At 56.2% G+C, this 16,466-nt stretch carries 17 protein-coding genes and 1 tRNA gene; 9 read left to right on the top strand and 9 right to left on the bottom strand.

Annotated features, from left to right (window positions below; translation table 11 throughout):
• Positions 1–271: 271 nt before the first annotated feature.
• Positions 272–1,174 carry a DNA-binding transcriptional regulator YafC gene (gene yafC / locus EPG66_RS07860; RefSeq protein ID WP_031590452.1) on the bottom strand — a complete coding sequence of 301 codons (903 nt, stop codon included), beginning with the start codon at positions 1,172–1,174 and terminating at the stop codon, positions 272–274.
• Between the two features lie 262 nt (positions 1,175–1,436).
• On the opposite strand from yafC, the gene EPG66_RS07855 reads away from it, so the two are divergent.
• Positions 1,437–2,228, top strand: a complete 792-nt coding sequence (locus EPG66_RS07855; RefSeq protein WP_031590451.1) for an endonuclease/exonuclease/phosphatase family protein — start codon at positions 1,437–1,439, stop codon at positions 2,226–2,228.
• A 108-nt stretch (positions 2,229–2,336) separates the two neighbouring features.
• Here the strand turns inward: EPG66_RS07855 and mltD are convergent, their stop codons facing one another.
• Positions 2,337–3,713 carry a murein transglycosylase D gene (mltD, locus tag EPG66_RS07850; RefSeq protein ID WP_022625195.1) on the bottom strand — a complete coding sequence of 459 codons (1,377 nt, stop codon included), beginning with the start codon at positions 3,711–3,713 and terminating at the stop codon, positions 2,337–2,339.
• Positions 3,714–3,784: 71 nt separating this feature from the next.
• Complete coding sequence (gloB, locus tag EPG66_RS07845) at positions 3,785–4,540, bottom strand: hydroxyacylglutathione hydrolase (protein ID WP_069026573.1); 756 nt, start codon at positions 4,538–4,540, stop codon at positions 3,785–3,787.
• A 42-nt stretch (positions 4,541–4,582) separates the two neighbouring features.
• Here gloB and EPG66_RS07840 point away from each other — a divergent pair, with 42 nt between their 5' ends.
• On the top strand, positions 4,583–5,320 hold the full coding sequence (locus EPG66_RS07840) for a class I SAM-dependent methyltransferase (protein WP_039389512.1): 738 nt from the start codon (positions 4,583–4,585) through the stop codon (positions 5,318–5,320).
• Here EPG66_RS07840 and rnhA read toward each other — a convergent pair.
• Positions 5,302–5,769: a ribonuclease HI gene (gene rnhA / locus EPG66_RS07835; protein ID WP_010255125.1), complete on the bottom strand. Its 468-nt coding sequence runs from the start codon at positions 5,767–5,769 to the stop codon at positions 5,302–5,304. The genes EPG66_RS07840 and rnhA overlap by 19 nt on opposite strands.
• A gap of 51 nt (positions 5,770–5,820) precedes the next feature.
• Between rnhA and dnaQ the strand changes: the two genes are divergently transcribed.
• A complete protein-coding gene (dnaQ, locus tag EPG66_RS07830) occupies positions 5,821–6,552 on the top strand; it encodes a DNA polymerase III subunit epsilon (RefSeq protein WP_031590446.1) in 732 nt (243 codons plus the stop codon).
• Between the two features lie 134 nt (positions 6,553–6,686).
• Positions 6,687–6,763, top strand: a tRNA-Asp gene (locus tag EPG66_RS07825).
• Between the two features lie 49 nt (positions 6,764–6,812).
• On the opposite strand, the gene EPG66_RS07820 is transcribed toward EPG66_RS07825, so the two are convergent.
• A complete protein-coding gene (locus tag EPG66_RS07820; protein WP_064704536.1) occupies positions 6,813–8,321 on the bottom strand; it encodes an NCS1 family nucleobase:cation symporter-1 in 1,509 nt (502 codons plus the stop codon).
• A gap of 144 nt (positions 8,322–8,465) precedes the next feature.
• Between EPG66_RS07820 and EPG66_RS07815 the strand changes: the two genes are divergently transcribed.
• Genes EPG66_RS07815 through puuE form a run of 3 tightly spaced genes read left to right on the top strand, consistent with a single transcriptional unit; the run spans position 8,466 to position 10,902 of the window.
• A complete protein-coding gene (locus EPG66_RS07815; RefSeq protein ID WP_069025852.1) occupies positions 8,466–9,188 on the top strand; it encodes a GntR family transcriptional regulator in 723 nt (240 codons plus the stop codon).
• Entirely contained in the window at positions 9,185–9,916 is a 732-nt protein-coding gene (gene hpxA / locus EPG66_RS07810; protein ID WP_010671141.1) for an allantoin racemase, read from the top strand. Before EPG66_RS07815 ends, hpxA begins: the two co-directional genes overlap by 4 nt.
• Positions 9,917–9,948: 32 nt before the next feature.
• Positions 9,949–10,902 carry an allantoinase PuuE gene (gene puuE / locus EPG66_RS07805; RefSeq protein WP_010255138.1) on the top strand — a complete coding sequence of 318 codons (954 nt, stop codon included), beginning with the start codon at positions 9,949–9,951 and terminating at the stop codon, positions 10,900–10,902.
• A 50-nt stretch (positions 10,903–10,952) separates the two neighbouring features.
• On the opposite strand, the gene hpxZ is transcribed toward puuE, so the two are convergent.
• From hpxZ to EPG66_RS07785, 4 genes are read right to left on the bottom strand one after another with little or no spacing between them, the layout of a single operon-like run.
• On the bottom strand, positions 10,953–11,333 hold the full coding sequence (hpxZ, locus tag EPG66_RS07800; protein WP_010255141.1) for an oxalurate catabolism protein HpxZ: 381 nt from the start codon (positions 11,331–11,333) through the stop codon (positions 10,953–10,955).
• Positions 11,333–12,730, bottom strand: a complete 1,398-nt coding sequence (locus tag EPG66_RS07795; RefSeq protein ID WP_069025854.1) for an AtzE family amidohydrolase — start codon at positions 12,728–12,730, stop codon at positions 11,333–11,335. The genes hpxZ and EPG66_RS07795 overlap by 1 nt, the downstream gene beginning before the upstream one ends.
• Positions 12,727–12,909: an oxalurate catabolism protein HpxX gene (gene hpxX, locus EPG66_RS07790; RefSeq protein ID WP_003852562.1), complete on the bottom strand. Its 183-nt coding sequence runs from the start codon at positions 12,907–12,909 to the stop codon at positions 12,727–12,729. The genes EPG66_RS07795 and hpxX overlap by 4 nt, the downstream gene beginning before the upstream one ends.
• 12 nt (positions 12,910–12,921) lie before the next feature.
• Positions 12,922–14,508, bottom strand: a complete 1,587-nt coding sequence (locus EPG66_RS07785; protein ID WP_182686405.1) for a gamma-glutamyltransferase family protein — start codon at positions 14,506–14,508, stop codon at positions 12,922–12,924.
• Between the two features lie 138 nt (positions 14,509–14,646).
• Between EPG66_RS07785 and hpxU the strand changes: the two genes are divergently transcribed.
• Both hpxU and EPG66_RS07775 read left to right on the top strand, forming a co-directional pair.
• Positions 14,647–15,486, top strand: a complete 840-nt coding sequence (hpxU, locus tag EPG66_RS07780; protein WP_010255152.1) for a MurR/RpiR family transcriptional regulator HpxU — start codon at positions 14,647–14,649, stop codon at positions 15,484–15,486.
• A gap of 192 nt (positions 15,487–15,678) precedes the next feature.
• The gene (locus EPG66_RS07775) at positions 15,679–16,464 is read left to right on the top strand and encodes a transporter substrate-binding domain-containing protein (protein WP_182686403.1); all 786 of its coding nucleotides are present in this window, start codon (positions 15,679–15,681) and stop codon (positions 16,462–16,464) included.
• Positions 16,465–16,466: the final 2 nt, after the last annotated feature.

Genomic DNA, 16,466 nt, shown 5'->3' with positions numbered 1-16,466 from the left:
TTGGTTAGAATACCTGCCTGTCACGCAGGGGGTCGCGGGTTCGAGCCCCGTCCGTTCCGCCACTTAATTGGAAAGCCCTGACTTAACGGTCAGGGCTTTTTCCATTGCAGCAAATTCAACACGGAAAAATACACCGCACTGATTCTCTTCGATCATCCGGATCATTTTAACGATTGCTAATTCTTTGAATCTGAAGCGATAATCCTGCGATCGATCCCACTCCTCCCAATTGTGTGCAGGCAGACCCCGATCAGGCCTGCCCCTGTAGACTTCAGGTACGCCACGGCTGATCAGCTGTCCACTCACTCAGAAAATCGATAAAAGCGCGTACACGCTGGCTTACGCCAATATCACTGTAGTAAACAGCATGGAAGGGCATTTCGACCGGCAGACGCTGATCGGCCAACACTTCCACCAGTTTTCCCTCAGCAACTTCACGATCGATCATATAGTCCGACAGGCAGGCAATACCATTACCGGTAAGACAGAGCTGCTTAATCGTCTCTCCGCTGTTAGAGGAGATAGCCCAGCTAATATCATAGAGTTCGCCGCTTTCACGGGAGACGGGCCAGCGATTGAGTCGTGGGGAATCATCAAAGCCAAGACAGTGATGGTTATCCAGCTCAGCCACCGTTTGCGGTGTCCCATGCTCACGGAGATAGGCGGGTGAAGCCACAATCTTGCGAAAGCTCCTGAACAGCAGTCGGGCGCGCAGCGTTGAGTCGGTGAGATTGCCGGCACGAATGGCGATATCCACTTTCCGCTCAATCAGATTGATAAAACTCTCTGAGGAGATCAAAGAAAGAGTCACGTCAGGATAGCGCAGACGAAAAGGTTTAATCATCGGCATCAGCAAATGCAGAATCACCGGCGTCGCGGCATCAACGCGCAGTAGTCCTTTAGGCGCCTGTAAACTCTCGATTAAATCGCTTTCTGCCGTGGTCATCTCCTGTAAAAAGCGTTGAACATGGCGAAAATAGCGTTCGCCTTCCTGCGTAAGCGCCAGCTGCCGTGTTGTGCGGGTCAGCAGGGCAATACCCAGCTTGCTCTCCAGCTTTTTAACTGTCCTGCTGACGGCAGAGTTAGCCATCTTCAGCTGTTCAGCAGCGCGACTGAAACTTCCACTTTCTACTACGCTGACAAACACTTTTAGTTCATCAGAAGATGCCTTCATTCTTCCTCCGTGCAGCCACATGGCCATTAAGCCAGTTTATGACTGATAATGCTGTTATAACCAGTACAGGAGCCATTAATGATGACATCGGGGATGTCACCGCCTGATCTGCCTCGTTTAGCTTAGCGAACGTAAAAGGGCTGCTTTATTCTGGAAAAGGTGATGAATTCTGACATTCACCTGCATCCATTGAAACCCCGGTCTAAAATCCCTATAACAGACAGGTGTTAACTGTATTTTGAATCATCAGCCAGGCGGGAAAGTGCGCAAAAAAACTTATGCAATGCGATATGTAGCAGGACAACCAGTGGAACAGATCTTTCCACCGGGCGCGATGCTCCATCTCGGTCAGGCACTGCCACCCGGAGCACCCTTGCCCGCGCATCCAAACCTCAAAGTTCTGGTATGGAACATCTTCAAGCAGCAGCGCGCAGACTGGATGTCGGTACTGGAAGGATTTGGTAAAGATGCGCACCTGGTATTACTGCAGGAAGCGCAGACCACACCTGAACTGGTGGAGTTTGCCACCAGTAATTATCTCGCTGCCGATCAGGTGCCTGCCTTTGTGCTGCCTCAGCATCCCTCTGGGGTGATGACGCTCGCCTCTGCGCACCCGGTCTATTGCTGCCCGTTGCGTGAGCGTGAGCCTCTGCTGAGACTGTCAAAATCGGCTCTGGTCACGGCGTATCCGCTGCCCGCGGGGGAAATGCTGATGGTCGTGAACATCCATGCGGTAAATTTCAGCCTGGGCGTCGACGTCTACAGTAAACAGCTGGGGCCAATCGGGGAGCAGATCATGCATCACCAGGGGCCGGTGATTATGGCCGGGGATTTCAATGCCTGGAGCCGTCAACGTATCAATGCTCTCTACCGTTTTGCACAGCGAATGAAGCTGGAAGAGGTGATGTTTACTGCCGATCACCGCCGTAAAGCCTTTGGTCGCCCACTGGATTTCGTCTTCTATCGCGATCTCAGGGTGAGTGAGGCATCCGTACTGGTGACGCGCGCGTCCGACCATAACCCCTTACTGGTGGAGTTCAGTTCAGGAAGCTAGTCCGGTGCATTAAGCGAGCCTGCAAAGGGGAGGAAAGTCCGGCAGATGAGTAAACGGTGGCGGATGAATAAAAGAAAAAGGCTGACAAATGTCAGCCTTTTCAACGTATCAGGTATCAGGTGTTGCGTTATTATTCACAAACAGCGTTAAGTTATCGCCGGGTTGAATATCTTTCGCACTGTCCAGCACACTGTTCCAGCGCATCACGTCTTTGATATTGACGCCGTGATGACGGGCAATACTGTCAAGAGAATCACCCTTACGAACACGATAGGTGATGCTGTTGCCGTTATCAGCCAGTCGGGTGCCATTCGAACCAATGGTCAGAGTCTGACCTGGTCGGATATCAGCACCGCGCAGGTTGTTATCCTGCTTCAGTGTCGAGACGCTAACGCCAAGTTTTGAAGCGATACCAGAGAGCGTATCACCCCGCCGCACTTTGTACCCGCCACTCGCACTGGCTTTCGCAAGCTGAGTAGGCTGTACCGCTGCGATGTCACCGGAAGCCAGTGAGTTACGCAGTTTCGCGACGTTCGACTTCGGCACCATAATATAGTGTGGGCCGTTTGGCGCTGTTGCACCGCCTTTGTAACCAGTATTGAAGCTCTTTAATTTCGTGAGCGACATACCCGCCATTTCGGCAGCCTGCGTCAGCTGTATCTGCTGACCCACTTCCACTCGCGCCAGAGCACGACTTTCATTAGGTGTCGGCAGTTTGATACCGTAACGCTTGTTATTTTTGAGCAGTTCACTCAGAGCTAACATTTTAGGCACATACACGGTCGTTTCGCGTGGCAGCGATAAATGCCAGAAGTCAGTCGGCTTACCGCGCGCCTTGTTCTGCTTTATCGCTTTGAGTACACGTCCTTCACCACTGTTGTACGCTGCGATGGTTAATAACCAGTCGCCGTCAAACATGGTGTTAAGACGCTGCATCATATCCAGCGCAACTTTCGTGGATGCGACCACATCACGTCGCCCATCGTAATACTGGTTCTGTTTCAAACCATAGTTTCGACCTGTTGCAGCAACAATCTGCCAGATACCAGCGGCATTGGCGGATGAAGTTGCCCGGGGGTCAAAAGCGCTCTCCACTATGGGTAGCAGTACCAGTTCCATCGGCATTTTACGTTTCTGTATCTGCTCGACTATCCAGTACATGTACGGCTCTGCCCGTAATGTTACATCGTGGAGATAGCTCTTATTTTTTAAAAATTTACTTTTTTGTTCGCGGATTGCCGGGTTTTCCGGAATCCCCATCTTCAACTCGTCACTAATGAAACTCCAGAGATCTGCGTCTGCTGCGAGGCCAGTTCCATCTTCCTGCCATCGCGGCGACAAAAACTCGTCTCCGTACTTTCCATTTTCACCTTGACCAGCTGAAGACAGACTCTGTGCATGCTGTACCGGGATATTGGCATCGTTCCTGGACGCCTGACATCCTACCAGCAAGACTGAGGCGAGTAAGATCGCTTTAGCCTTCATGTGTGTGTCAATAGTTCGCTTAAAAGACGAGCAACTATACGTGACGACTTTTCACAACACAACCCGAAAAATCAAAAAGCGTCTTTCTTCTCGCGTAGAACGGCAAATGAACGCCATACGGGTTCATCAGTAACGTTAACGTTTAATGCCCTTTGTAAATCAATGTCTTGCGTGCGAAGAAATAAATTTATTGTCCGTTCGTGCGCCAGTTTTGTGGGCAAGCTAATGCCATTTTCAGCGCGTAAGTCCTTAATTTTCTGATATTCGGCCGTTATTTGTGGGTCATGGGGCAGAATAGCCGCAGCAAACTTCAGATTGGATAAAGTATATTCATGTGCGCAGCAGACTAATGTTTCACCTGGAAGCTGGTTAAGCTTTTGAAAGGAGTCATACATCTGCTCTGCCGTGCCCTCAAAAAGCCGTCCGCAACCGCCCGAAAAGAGTGTGTCACCACAGAAAAGATAAGGTGAGCTGTAATATGAGATATGTCCTAAAGTGTGACCAGGGGTATGGATCACCTCAAACGTCAGGCCCAGAACCGTGACCCTATCGCCTTCGCTGACTATCGTTCTGGCCCCTTTAGCCGCAGTTTCCTGGGGACCATATACCTCAAGCTGAGGGAAATGCTCGCACAGTGTTTTCACTCCGCCCGTGTGGTCGTTATGGTGGTGAGTCAGCAGAATAGCCACCGGCTGCCAGCCGTTGGAGGCCATTTTTTCTAACACCGGTTGGGCTTCGCCGGGATCGACAATCAGGCATTTACCGTCATCATCAGTCAGCGTCCAGATGTAGTTGTCCTGCAACGCAGGAATACTGGTAAGATTCATCATCACCTCTCGCAGGTCGTAGGAAAAGGAAGAGCGTAAAGCATGAAGCCCGCTAAATCACGCCAGATTCTGAACGCACCGCTGTCATGGCGCGATATGCCGTGGGGAGATTATTTCCGCGACGCGCTAACGCAGCAGCTTCAGCCTTACCTCGGAAAGCTTTATGGCTTTCATATGCTTAAGCTTGGCAACCTCAGCGCAGAAATCAACACCGAAAACTGTGCTATTTCACATCAGGTCAATGTTGGCAGGGAAGGGGAGCTGTTACAGGTGCTGGCTGACCCGATGCAACTGCCGTTTGAGTCGAAGTCGATCGATGCCTGTTTGCTGGCCCATACGCTCGCCTGGAGCCAGGATCCTCACCGGGTGTTACGTGAAGTGGATAGGGTGTTAATTGATGATGGCTGGATGATTATCAGCGGCTTCAATCCCTTCAGCCTGCTCGGCGTGAGTAAGATGGTGCCGGGCCTGAACCGCAAAGCCCCCTGGAGCGGACGGATGTTCAGCCAGGTGCGGTTAATCGACTGGCTGGGACTGTTGAATTATGAGGTGGTCTGGCGCACCCGATTTCAGGTGCTGCCGTGGCATCGGCAGGGCGGAAAATTGATCAGCGCCCACTTACCGGCGCTGGGCTGTCTGAATATTGTGGTGGCACGTAAGCGCACCTTCCCTCTGCTGCCGACCCGGGCCAGGAAGAGTATGAGCACCAGCAAGATCCGTCAGACGGTCAATGCCACACGCCAGTTCCGGCAGGCAGAGGATCAGGATTCGGTTTTATAACCAATATCCTCAAAAGCGGGATTTTCAGCCGCGCTGCGGGCCAGCACGTCGCAGCGCTCATTTTCCGGATGTCCGGCATGGCCTTTAACCCACTCCCACTGAATCTTATGGGTGCTGAGTGCTAAGTCGAGACGCTGCCAGAGATCGACATTCTTCACCGGCTTTTTGTCGGCGGTTTTCCAGCCACGCTTTTTCCAGTTATGGATCCAGCTGGTAATTCCCTGACGCACATACTGACTGTCGGTACTGAGCACCACATCGCACGGCTGGGTCAGCGCTTCCAGTGAGACAATCGCCGCCATCAGCTCCATCCGGTTATTGGTGGTAAGGTGATAGCCTGCGCTGAAGGTTTTCTCATGCTGACCGTAGCGTAAAATCGCCCCATAACCGCCGGGACCGGGATTTCCAAGACAGGATCCATCGGTGAATATTTCTACCTGTTTGCGCATCTCTGGTAGACTTCCTCTCAAAAACGCTAAGTCTGACATAAAACGGGTCTTATGAGCACTGCAAATAACCGCCAGATCGTTCTCGATACTGAAACCACCGGCATGAACATGATCGGGGTACATTATGAGGGGCACCGCATCATTGAAATTGGTGCGGTAGAGGTGATTAACCGTCGCCTGACCGGTAACAATTTCCATATGTATCTTAAGCCCGATCGGCTGGTCGATCCCGAAGCCTTTGGCGTACACGGCATTGCCGATGAGTTTCTGGCTGACAAGCCTGCGTTCAGCGAGATCGCCGATGAGTTTCTCGACTACATTCGCGGTGCTGAATTAGTAATCCATAACGCCCCGTTTGATATCGGCTTTATGGACTACGAGTTTTCAAAGCTGAACCGCGGCATTGAGAAAACCGAAACCTTCTGCAAAATCACCGACAGTCTGGCGCTGGCGCGCCGTATGTTTCCCGGCAAGCGCAACAGCCTTGATGCGCTTTGCTCGCGTTACGAAATAGATAACAGCAAACGAACCCTGCACGGCGCACTGCTCGATGCCGAGATTCTGGCTGAAGTGTTCCTGACGATGACAGGCGGGCAGACCTCACTCTCCTTTTTATCGGAAAGTGAAAGCGCCCGACAGGCGCAGGGAGAGAGCATCCAGCGGATCGTGCGTCCCACCTCTGCACTACGCGTGGTCACGGCCAGCGAAGAGGAAGTGGTTGCCCACGAGTCACGTCTGGATCTGGTGATGAAAAAGGGTGGCAGCTGCCTGTGGCGCGGCTGAATTGCGCATTTTTGTGGATAAAATCAACGGCAAGCTGAAAAAAACAGCAAACGATTTGTTCGCCTGGAAAAAGCGTTGACGCCGCAACAGGCTGCCATTACTATGCGCCTCGTTCCCGACGGGGAACAAAGCGCGGAGCGGTAGTTCAGTTGGTTAGAATACCTGCCTGTCACGCAGGGGGTCGCGGGTTCGAGCCCCGTCCGTTCCGCCAATCTCTTTAAAAAAGCCGATTCAGAAATGAATCGGCTTTTTGCTGTCTGCTATTCCGCGGCGGCCTGGTTCTTCTGCGCCATCACCTCGCCTTGCCAGCGGGCTACCTCCTCCGCCTCACGATCTTCACGGGCGATAAAGCGATAGCAGCCTGCCGCCAGACCGGCGCCAATAAACCAGCTGAAGTTCGCCACCTGATGCAGGGAAGGGATAAAGCTAATCACCAGGCAAATCGCCACCGATGGCAGTAGTGCGCCAATCGCTTTAGGGTTAAAGCCACCGCGATACCAGTAACGGCCTGCTGGCGTATCGTTAAACAGATCGTCGACCGAGATACGTCCACGTTTAATCAGATAGAAATCGGTCAGCAGAATCCCGAACAGCGGCCCGATAAACGATCCCAGCACATCCAGCGTGTAGTGAATCAGCTCAGGAGACTGGAACAGATTCCACGGCGTTAACAGCACCGACCCCACCGCGGCGATCATCCCGCCGGTACGGAAACTGATTTTCTGCGGTGAACAGTTAGAGAAGTCAAAAGCGGGTGAGACGAAGTTCGCCACGATATTGATGCCGATGGTGGCGGTAATCATGGTCAGCAATCCAATCGCGACCGCCAGATCGTTGCCGACCATGCTCACGGTTTCGATGGGATCGGTAATCATTTTGCCAAACAGCGACTGGGTGCCCGACACAATCACTACCGTCACCACGGAGAACAGCAGAAAGTTAAACGGCAGTCCCCAGCGGTTGCCGCGACGGATCTCTGACATGCTTTTGCCGTAGCGTGAGAAGTCACCGAAGTTCAGCAGCGGCCCGGAGAAGTAAGAGACCACCAGCGCCGTCGCCGTAATCATCTGCCACGTCTGCTCGCCTGCGGTAAGCGATTTGCTGGTGAGGGTAAACGAGATCCCATCGAAGCCGGTCTTGTATACAATCCAGCCCGCCAGCGCCACCATCACCACATAGACCGCCGGTCCGGCGACATCAATAAACCGTTTGATGGCGTTCATGCCATGCCAGAACACCATTGCCTGCAGTAACCACATAATGCCGAAGCAGCACCAGCCCAGCAGCGAAAGACCAAGCCAGTGCGGCACGGTCATCGACGTCAGCGACGGCGCGAACTTCAGCAGTACCAGCATCAGCGCATTCGCCGCGAGATAGGTCTGGATGCCATACCAGGCGAACGCGATCAGGCCGCGTATCACCGCCGGGATATTGGCACCAAACACCCCAAATGCCTGACGGCAGATCACCGCATAGGGTACGCCCGCCATCTGGCTCGGTTTCGCCACCAGATTCGCACAGATCTGCACGATGCAGATCCCCGCCAGCAGGCAGAGCAGCACCTGCCAGCTGGCTAATCCCAGCGTGAAGAAGCTGGCGGCCACCACATAGCCGCCCATGCTGTGCACATCCGACATCCAGAAAGAAAAAATGTTGTACCACGACCAGTTCTGATCGCGAGTCGGTGCCAGGTCGTCGTTACAGAGCCGAGGGCTGTAACGGGCGTTGGCTTCAGAGGCCGTGCTGGCCACCGTTGATTGATTTGGCATGAAACCTGCTCCTCTACCCGAGAGTGGAATGAATAATCTGGTAAGGCGGTATTGCAGGATCCAGGCCAGATCTCTTTTCTTGTATACAATATTTATTTTTCACGTATACGATATGTGGCGTACAGCAAGCGACCGGAGCGGGTAATGACGAGTAAAACAGGACAGCGAGACGCCACCAGGCTGCAGGATAAAGATGAAGGGATTTACCAGGCATTGATGAATGCCATTGTTGAGCATCAGCTGCCGCCGGGCAGTAAATTGCCGGAAGAGGCGCTTTCCGGGGTCTTCGGTGTGAGCCGCACCGGCATCCGCAAAGTGCTGCAACGCCTCGCGGCGGTGCAAATGGTCACCCTGACGCCCAAACGTGGTGCGCAGGTCTCCACACCCGGCGTTGAAGAGGCGCGGGATATCTTCTCAACCCGCAGTTTAATGGAGTGCGCTAATCTGCCAGCGGTACTGACCCATCTGCAGCCCCCGCATCTGGTGGCGCTGGAGCAGCTCATCGCGCAGGAGAATCAGGCGCACGCCGATCATGATGGCCCGGCAGCCATCCGGCTGTCAGCGGCGTTTCATATACAGTTGCAGGCGATCTCCGGAAATCAGGTGCTCACCGGCATGGTGACCAGCCTGACGCAGCGCTCATCGCTGGTGATCGCCGCCTATGGCGCACCCTGGCAGCGTGGCTGCCGCTGTGACGATCATGCGAATCTGCTTCAGTTACTGCGCGCGCGTGCGCTGCAGCCGCTGACGCAGGCGCTGCAGCATCACTTCGAGCACATCGTCTCCAGCCTGCACTTCGAACGCAGCGGGGAAACGCTGCCCGACTTTTCCCGACTATTTGCCGCAGGCTCTGGAGCTGCCTCATGAGCCTGATTCAGGTTATTAACCCTAATACCAGCCTGGCGATGACCGAAACTATCGGTCAGGCCGCGCGTGCAGTCGCCGCACCGGGCACCGAAATTCTGGCTGTTTCGCCGTCGCAGGGCGTACCCTCCATTGAAGGGCACTTCGATGAGGCGATCGCCGCCATCGGCGTGCTGGAGCAGATTAAACTGGGCAGAGCGCAGGGCGTCAGCGGCCACGTCATTGCCTGCTTTGGCGATCCGGGTTTACTGGCGGCACGCGAGCTGGCCAGCGGACCTGTGATCGGCATCGCGGAAGCGGCGATGCATACCGCCACGCTGCTGGCGACGCGTTTCTCTATTGTCACCACGCTGCCGCGCACCCTGGTGATTGCGCGTCATCTGCTGCAGCAGTATGGCTTTACCCATCACTGTGCCGCACTGCATGCCATCGATCTGCCGGTACTGGCGCTGGAAGATGGCAGCGGTCTGGCGCAGGAAAAAGTACGGCAGCGCTGTATACAGGCGAAGCGGGAAGATGGCAGCGGGGCGATTGTGCTGGGTTGTGGCGGGATGGCGACGCTGGCCGGGGAGTTGACCCGGGAGCTGGGACTGCCAGTCATCGATGGCGTCAGCGCGGCGGTGAAAATGGTAGAGTCGCTGGTGGCGCTTGGTTTTGGCACCAGCAAACATGGTGATCTGGCCTGGCCTTTGCAGAAACCTCTCTCAGGTGCGTTTCAGCATCTAAACTAACGGAACTTTCCCGAATCAAAACAGGTGGAGTGATGACTGACGCTGCAGAGAAGAAAGAGTACAGCTTTAATAAAAACTATCCGCGCGATTTAATCGGTTATGGCGCTCATCCACCGCACGCCGCCTGGCCCAACAACGCCCGTGTGGCGGTGCAGTTTGTTCTGAACTACGAAGAGGGCGCAGAAAACAGCGTGCTGCACGGCGACACCGGCTCAGAGCAGTTCCTCTCCGACATCATCGGGGCAGCCAGCTATCCCGATCGCCACATGTCGATGGAGTCGCTGTATGAGTACGGCTCACGCGCCGGTTTCTGGCGCATCCACAACGAATTCCAGAAACGCGGTCTGCCGTTAACGGTTTTCGGCGTGGCGATGGCGCTGGCGCGTCATCCGGAAGTCGTCGAGGCAATTAAACAGGCTGACTACGATGTGGTCAGTCACGGCTGGCGCTGGATCCACTATCAGGGCATGGATGCAAAAACCGAACGCCAGCATATGCAGCAGGCGGTCGATGTGCTGGTCGATCTGTTTGGTAAAGCGCCGACCGGCTGGTACACCGGCCGCGACAGCCCGAATACCCGGCGGCTGGTGGTGGAGCAGGGCGGTTTCAGCTATGACAGTGACTACTACGGCGACGATCTGCCTTTCTGGACCCAGGTCACCTGTCAGGATGGAACGGTTAAACCGCACCTGATTATCCCCTACACCCTGGAGTGCAATGACATGCGCTTTGCCTCGCCGCAGGGATTTAATACCGCCGAACAGTTCTTCACCTATCTGCGCGACAGCTTCGATGTGCTGTATGAAGAGGGTGAAACCGCACCAAAGATGATGTCGATCGGTATGCATTGCCGCCTGCTGGGTCGTCCTGGCAAATTCCGCGCGCTGCAGAATTTTCTCGATCATATCCAGCAGCATGAGGATGTCTGGATCTGCACCCGTCAGCAGATCGCTGACCACTGGATCAATACGCATCCGGCACCTTAAGTCGGTTCCGGCGCTCGCCCCGCCTTGATCGGGCGAAGCGCCGGACGATTTCAGCTCATCAGGCTGACCTGCGCCGCCACGATACACCAGCCGTGTGGCATGCGTACCCAGGTCTGCTGCTGGCGGCCAATTTTATCGCTGCCGGTGCGGGTAAATTCGGTGCTGCAGACCGCATAATCCTCGCCAAAGGTGGTGATCACGGTGTTTCGTAGCGTCCGGTTCAGCCCGGCTGAAGGACGCGCGGCGCGGAAGGCCCGAATCTCATCAATGCCATACAGATTCTCACCCGCGCCGAGACGCACGGTTCGCGGGTCGTGCCAGAACAACGCATCCAGTTCGGCCACGTCATTGCTGACCAGCGCCTGCTCGTAGCGGTAAAACTGCGCCGTCACCTCGGTGACCACCTGCGGTAAATTAATCTCTCTGTTCATCAGGCTCCAGCCATATTGATTTGCGGTATCGTCATGCCGCGTTGTTCCAGTTCCCAGGCGGCACGTAACACCGCCTCTTCATTAAACGGACGGGCGATAAGCTGTAATCCAATCGGCAGACCGTTTCGGGTCGCCAGCGGCACGGTACAGACCGGCAATCCCAGAAAGGAGATTGGCTGCGTCAGCATACCCATGCTCGCCTTAGCGGGCAGCGATTCCCCCTGAATCGACAGGGTCTGCTGACCGATGGTGATCGCGCTGCAGGGTGTCGCCGGCGCTATCAGCACATCAAACCGATCAAACAGCGGCAACACCTGCTGCTGGAAATGGCGGCGGAAACGCTGCGCCTGCACGTACCAGGCACCTGGCATCATGGCACCGGCCAGCAGACGCTCGCGTGAATTAGGTTCAAACTGCTCAGGCATCTGGCGCAGGGCGGGCAGATAGTGATTGCCGCCTTCTGCCGCGGTCATGATAAACGCCGCCGAGCGTGCCAGCTCAGCGTCCGGCATCAGCACCTCTTCCTGTGCATCAAGTGCAGCCGCGACCACCGCGACGGCAGCGCGGGCATCCTCATCGCACCAGCGGGCAAAAAAGCCACCCAGTACGCCGCAGCGCAAGCCTTCGCTGCCCTGTGACAGCCCCGGTAGCGTCGCGGCCAGCGGGTGAGCGGCCTGAAACACATCGGTAGGGTCTGCGCCCTGCAACAGATCATATACCAGCGCCAGGTCTTCAACCCGTCGCGCCAGAGGACCGATGTGATCGAGGCTGGCAACAAACGGATGGCTGCCGCTGCGTGACAACCGGCCAAAGGTCGGCTTAAGACCAAAAATACCGCACAGCGACGCGGGCACCCGAATGGAACCGTTGGTGTCGGTGCCCAGCGAAAAGTGGACCAGACCGGCGGCCACGGCAGCCGCCGAACCGCCTGACGAGCCGCCAGCCACACGGCTGAGATCGCGCGGATTGTGCGTCGCGCCGTAGTGACTGTTTTCGGTGGTAAAACCATACGCGTAGGCATCCATGTTCAGCATGCCCGACAGCAGCGCACCAGAGCGACGCAGTTTATCGACGGCAAACGCATCTGCACGTGCCGCAGGCCGATCGCTGAACAGGCTGGCACCGGCCAGGGTAGTGTGCCCCGCCACATCAAACAGGTTTTTTACCGCATACGGGATGCCCGCCAGCGGTGGCAGGGTTTCGCCGCGCTGCCGCTGCGCATCAATCGCACTGGCTTCTTTTAACATGCGCGGCCCGGTCATTTCCGTCCAGGCATTCAACGCCGGATTGTGCTGCTCAACCGCCTGCAGCGTCTGCTTTGCCACTTCCAGCGCACTGATTTCACCCTGCTGAATCGCCTGCTGCAGGGTCTGAATCGAAACGTCACCTAATCTCATGCCTGGTATACTCCTGCCACTTCAAGCCGGTCATCCAGCGGAAACGCCATCAGCGGCGCGGCCATCTCCGCGATACGCGACAGCTGGATCAGCAGTTCAGCGCGGCGGGCGTCATCCAGTTCCAGTTGCAGTATCTGCTCCATATGGCCGATGTAGCTGGCCCAGTCGTGTTGATTCATGATTCGCTCCTGTTAAAAACCGGCGGCGCTGCCGTTACTGCGTGGATCGCTTGCGCCCTCAAACATGCCGTTGCTGTGGCGCACAATGGCGCCCGCATGGCCCACGGATTCGCTGAAGTCCGGCAGAAGCTCCACTTCATGTCCCCACAGACGCAGCATCAATACCGTTTCGTCGTCAAAACGACCTTCCAGTTTCAGCGAGTCTGATGATTGCCCCCAGGTCCGGCCCAGCAGCCAGCGCGGCGCACTGACCGCCTGTTGTAACGGCAAGCCCTGAATTACATGGCGGGTAAAAATCGCCGCCTGAGTCTGCGGCTGACCATCCCCGCCCATCGCGCCATACACCAGCGTCCGGCCATCTTTCAGCCGTGCGGCAGCAGGATTCAGGGTATGAAACGGCTGCTTACCGGGTGCCAGGGCTAGCAGATGGTCGGGGTCGAGGCTGAAAGCGGCGCCACGGTTCTGCCAGGTGATACCCGTGCCGGGCAGCACCACACCGCTGCCAAATTCGTGATAAATGCTCTGAATAAAGGAGACGGCCAGACCGCTGCTGTCCATCACGCCCATCCAGACCGTATCGCCCGGCCCGCGTCCGTTACCCCATGCCGCGGCCTCACCATCGGTGATCTGGCTGGCGAGCGTGGCAAGGTGATCGCTGTCCAGCAGCGCCTGCAAATCTTCCGTGACGTGACGCGGATCGGTGATGTGTTTGTCGCGCAGCGCAAACGCTTTTTTGGTGGCTTCCACGATACGGTGCACCGTCTGCGCATCGTCAGCCTCCGCCATCTCCAGCCGATCGGTGATGCCCAGGATCGCCAGCGACACCATGCCCTGCGTTGGCGGGGTGATATTCCAGATATCACCTTCGCTGTGGGAGAGATGTAGCGGCGTCGTGCGTCGGGCGCGATGCTGCTGCAGATCGGCCAGCGTCACCGGCATGCCCAGCGTAGCCATCCCATCGGCCATATGGTGAGCCAGCGGGCCGCGATAAAAGCTCTCGAGCCCCTCTTCAGTAAGCTGGCTCAGGGTGTTTGCCAGGGCGGGCTGGGTAAAACGGCTGCCTGGCTGCGGCACGTTGCCGTCAGGCATAAAGGTGGCGCTGAAGCCGGGCTGATGCTGCAATTCACTGCGGAACGTCGCGGTGGCGGCGCTCTGTGAGGCGGTCACCGGAATACCGTCGGCGGCGTAGCGAATCGCATCGCGCAACAGACGTGCCAGCGGCAGCGGTGGGGTGCCCATCTCAGCCGAGAGATTCAGTGCCTCCTGCCAGCCGCTGACCGTACCGGCCACGGTCAGTGCCGCTTTCGGCCCGCGATGCGGAATCTTAGGGTGATCGGCGTAGAAATCGTGATGAGCCAGCGAACCGGCTGCGCCGCTGGCGTCGATAGCGACAGGATCGCCGCCAGGCGGCAGAATCAGCCAGAAACCATCACCGCCCAGTCCATTCATATGCGGGTAGACCACGGCGATGGTCGCGGCAGCGGCCACCATCGCTTCAATGGCATTACCGCCATCACGCAGTACCGCGAGTGCGCTTTCACTCGCCAGATGGTGTGGCGTCACCGCCATCCCCTGCGGGGCCATATTGCTTTGAATCATCTTTTTCTCGTTCTTCGGGTAACAGAACCCATATCAAAGCAAGAGCTGTTCCAGTTTTCACCCTCAGCTGACAATGCGCCGGTTAACCTGGCGTAAATTGTGCTAGCTTCAGCTGAAACAAAAGTTACAGGACGGGTTATGAAACAGCTTGATGAACGACTCAGAAGTCACTATCCCCAGCTCTCTCCGCAGGAGCAGCGCATTGCCGACTTCGTGTTTGACCACTTCGATGACCTGATCAGCTACAACAGTGCCGAGCTGGCGCGGCTCAGTGGCGTGTCGAAAGCCACGGTCAGCCGGCTGTTTAAGCGTCTGGGCTATGAAAAGTACAAGGATATGCGTGATGAGCTACGCATCCTGCGCCAGAGCGGCATGCCGCTGACCGATAATCGTGATGCCGTGCAGGGCAATACGCTGCTGGCGCGACACTACAAGCAGGAGATGGCTAACCTGACGCAGTGGGTGAACAGTCTGGATGCCCGGCACTTTAATGAGGTTATTCAGCAGCTGGCGCAGGCAAAACGCGTCTTTATCATCGGCATGCGCAACGCCTATCCGGTGGCGCTGCATCTGCGGCAGCAGCTGGTGCAGGCGCGTTCGCAGGTACATATCCTGCCGCAGCCGGGCCAGACGCTGGCTGAGGAGCTGGTGGATATTACGCCGGAGGATATGGTGGTCGTGATGGCCTTCCGTCGTCGTCCCCGCATCATTCGCCCGCTGATGCAGCAGTTGCAGGCGGCCGGTATCCCGCTGCTGGCGCTATGTGAGCCGCAGGCGCAGACGGTGATTGCGCTGGCGCGCTGGCAGCTCTGTACGCCGCTGGACAGCGTTTCCGCCTTCGACAGTTATGGCTCAGCCATGAGCCTGGTTAACCTGATTGCCAATGCACTGCTGCATGAAATGCTGGCGCAGGGACGCCAGCGCATTCATCAGATCGCCGACCTTTATCAGCAGTTTGACGAGCTGGAGCACCGCTAACAGGCACCATTTTGGTGCTTTGCCCCATTTCAGAACAGACTTTCCTCCGGCGTAGTCGTCCCGATTACGCCAGGTTTCAGCTGAATGCTTTGCCGCTTAACCCTTTTTCTGTAGCCGTTCGGGTTGGCACATTAGTTGCAAATTGCATCTCAAAGAATCTTTTGTTTCACGTTAATCTCACCGGGGTGCATAATGAAAAAAGTTTTGATGGCGGTTGCGACAGCGGCATTACTGATGGCACAAGCGGGAAGCGCGCTGGCCGATCAACTGCAGGACATCCAGAAACGCGGCGTCATTCGCATCGCCGTGCCGCAGGATTTCCCGCCGTTTGGCTCGGTTGGTACCGATCTGCAGCCGCAGGGGTATGACATCGACACGGCCAGATACCTGGCAAAGCAGATGAAACTTAAGTTGCAGCTGGTGCCGGTCAGCAGTGCCAACCGCGTGCCTTATCTGCAAACTGACAAGGTCGATCTGGTCATCTCCAGCATGGGTAAAAATGCCGAGCGGGAAAAAGTGATCGACTTCACCCGCGCCTATGCGCCGTTCTTCCTGGGCGTATTCGGGCCGAAAGGCGATGAAATCAAAGCGGCGTCTGACCTGAGCGGCAAATCGATTGGCGTGACGCGCGGTGCGGTAGAGGACATGGTGCTCAGTGACGTTGCGCCGAAAGATGCACAGGTGAAACGCTACGAAGATAACAACACTACCTTGTCTGCGTATCTCTCCGGTCAGGTGCAGTATGTGGCGACCGGCAACCTGGTGGTCGCCGCCATTGCCCGCCAGAATCCGGCCAAAGCGCCGGTGGCGCTGTTTATGCTGAAAGATTCTCCCTGCTATATCGGCCTGAAGAAAGATGAGCCTGCACTGAAAGCGAAAGTGAATGCGCTGATTGAGCAGGGCATCAAAGATGGCACTCTGAATAAACTATCAGAAGAGTGGCTGAAAGCACCGCTGCCCGCCAACCTCGGCGCCTGAGG

The organism is Pantoea pleuroti, from assembly GCF_014156615.1.
GTDB lineage: Bacteria > Pseudomonadota > Gammaproteobacteria > Enterobacterales > Enterobacteriaceae > Pantoea > Pantoea agglomerans.
This window is presented reverse-complemented; position numbering and strand designations above follow the sequence as displayed.